The 2,255-nt window shown below is 72.4% G+C and carries 3 protein-coding genes; 2 read left to right on the forward strand and 1 reads right to left on the reverse strand.

All coding sequences use genetic code 11. From position 1 onward, the window contains the following. The first annotated feature begins 115 nt into the window (after positions 1-115). The gene (locus ACFXA3_RS41250; protein ID WP_385196431.1) at positions 116-796 is read left to right on the forward strand and encodes an SDR family NAD(P)-dependent oxidoreductase; all 681 of its coding nucleotides are present in this window, start codon (positions 116-118) and stop codon (positions 794-796) included. Between the two features lie 65 nt (positions 797-861). On the opposite strand, the gene ACFXA3_RS41255 is transcribed toward ACFXA3_RS41250, so the two are convergent. Next, the gene (locus ACFXA3_RS41255) at positions 862-1,341 is read right to left on the reverse strand and encodes an SIP domain-containing protein (protein ID WP_385196436.1); all 480 of its coding nucleotides are present in this window, start codon (positions 1,339-1,341) and stop codon (positions 862-864) included. Positions 1,342-1,508: 167 nt separating this feature from the next. Between ACFXA3_RS41255 and ACFXA3_RS41260 the strand changes: the two genes are divergently transcribed. After that, positions 1,509-2,174, forward strand: coding sequence for a GNAT family N-acetyltransferase (locus ACFXA3_RS41260; protein ID WP_385196434.1), 666 nt, complete (start codon positions 1,509-1,511; stop codon positions 2,172-2,174). The last annotated feature ends 81 nt before the right edge of the window (positions 2,175-2,255 follow it).

Consider the following 2,255-nt stretch of genomic DNA (forward strand, 5'->3'; position numbering starts at 1 on the left):
GTGTGTCGGTGGAGCGCATCAGAGCACCCGCCCCCGCCAGCGCCCGGCCGCCCGCGCCCCCGCCCCCCGGCGGGGCCGCGCCCCGCCGCCGCCCCCCCCCCCCCCCCCACGCGGGGTGGGGGTCATCCTCACCTACGGCAAGAACGTGCAGGGTGCGCTCGACACGGTCGCCGCGATCGAGAAGGCCGGCGGGACGGCCGTCGCGCTGCCCCTGGACGTCGGCGACACCAGCTCGTTCCCGGCCTTCCGGGCCTCGGTGGCCGGGGTCCTGCACGACACCTTCGGTCGCAGCACCTTCGACTCCCTGGTCAACAACGCGGGACTGGCCCGGACCGCACTGATCGAGGACACCGGCGAGGAACTGTTCGACGAGCTCATGCGGGTGCTCCTCAAGGGCCCCTTCTTCCTGACGCAGACCCTGCTTCCGCTGCTGGCGGACCACGGGGCCATCGTGAACACGAGCAGCAACGCCACGACCGTCGGCATGGAGCCCGGCTACTCGGTCTACGCCTCGATGAAGGGCGGCCTGGACGTGCTGACCCGGTACATGGCGAAGGAATTCAGCACGCGGGGCATCCGCGTCAACGCGGTCTCGCCCGGAGCGACCCGCACCCGTCTCGCCGACGACGCCTTCGCCCGGTTCCCCGAAGTCATCCCCGCACTCGCCGCGAAGACCGCTCTGGGAAGGGTCGGTGAACCCGAGGACGTCGGGATGGTGATCGCCGCGCTCGTGTCCGATGAAACCCGCTGGGTCACCGCGCAGAACATCGAGGTCTCCGGCGGTTTCAACCTCTGACCGGCCGTCCACAGCCCCACCACCGCTGGTTCCGGTCGCCGCAGGAGGCGTCTTCAGCGGCGCGGTCAGGCTTCGGTGGTCGGACGCCGGTAGCCCAAGCCGTTCACTCGCTGCCTGGGCAGACCGAGGTCCTTGCGCAGGTAGCCGGTGAGGGTGCGCGTCGTCGCCGTGTCGCAGGCCAGCCAGACGTACGCCGCCTCGCGGTCGGCGGCCAGGGCGGGCAGTTCGGCACGGATCCGCTCGACGAGGCCGGCACCGGCGCCGCTGCGCGGGACGAAGCGGATGTCATGGCGGTCAGGGTCGAGGCGTACCCCCGGCAGCTCGGCGTCGGCTTCGTGCCGGGTCTCGAACCAGATCGTCGCCGGGGTCTGCGGGCAGGCGTCCAGCAGGGAGTTGACGGCAGGCAGCGAGGCCGGGTCGCCGTCCGTGAAGCGGAGCCGGCGGTAGTGCGCGGTGACCTGTTCCGCGCCGGTGACCGCGAACGTGAAGTCCTTGCCGCGCAGCAGCTTGAGGACCACACCTTCCCAACCCTTGCCGACCGCCATGTGCATGACCTCTTCCCGGACCGTTATATTTAGGCCAGCCTAACCTAACCCGCCTGGGGGTGGCGCACGCCTGCGGGTTGCCCCGCCACTGCCCCTGCACCGCCCGCCAGAGCCCTCTTCCGGCCCTTCACGGCCCGGGCCCTCCCACCGAACGGAACAAGCCACTCATGAGACCCGACTCCGCGACCCCCGCCGCCTCCCCGACCACCACCCGTCCCGACGTCTACGCGGAGACCGTCGAAGGGTTCGGAACCGTCCGTTTCACACCCGTGGACCCGGCCGCCGACTCCGCCGTCCTGCACTCCTGGGTCGTCGAGGAACGCGCGGAATTCTGGGGGATGAACGGCGCGAGCCGGGAACTGGTCCAGGAGATATACGAGGACGTGGACCGGCGGGACACGCACCACGCGTTCATGGTCCGCCTCGACGGCGAGCCGGTGGCACTGTTCCAGACCTACCAGCCGTCCGAGGACCGGGTCAGCGAGTGCTACGAGGTGCGCGAGGGCGACGTCGGCGTGCACCTCATGCTGGCCCCGGTCAGCGAACGCCCCCGTCCGGGGTTCAGCCGCACACTGATCGGATCACTCGTCCGCTTCCTCTTCCGGGACCCCGCCGCCCTGCGCGCCGTCGGCGAGCCCGACGCCCGCAACGACAAGGCCCTCGCCCTGCTGGGCCGGATCGGCTTCGTCCGCCAGGGCGAGATCACCCTCCCCGAGGTCGACCTCCCGGAGGTGTACCTCCCCGAGAAGCGGGCCGTCCTCGCGTTCATGGACCGCCCGACCCCCCTCCCCGCCCCGGTCGCCGTAGGCGCCCCGCAGCCGGCGCACCCGTAGCGGGCCCGGCCGCGCGCGGCGCGGGGCGCCCCCCCCGCCGCGCACACCGCCCCACCCAGCGCCGCGAGCCCCCACCCCGCC

This window comes from Streptomyces sp. NPDC059456, from assembly GCF_042750055.1.
Taxonomy (GTDB): domain Bacteria; phylum Actinomycetota; class Actinomycetes; order Streptomycetales; family Streptomycetaceae; genus Streptomyces.

What these genes read in the sequence shown, in the direction of transcription:
- ACFXA3_RS41255 (WP_385196436.1), bottom strand. Translation starts at nt 1,341, where the DNA reads ATGGCGGTCGGCAAGGGTTGGGAAGGTGTGGTCCTCAAGCTGCTGCGC.
- ACFXA3_RS41260 (WP_385196434.1), top strand. Translation starts at nt 1,509, where the DNA reads ATGAGACCCGACTCCGCGACCCCCGCCGCCTCCCCGACCACCACCCGT.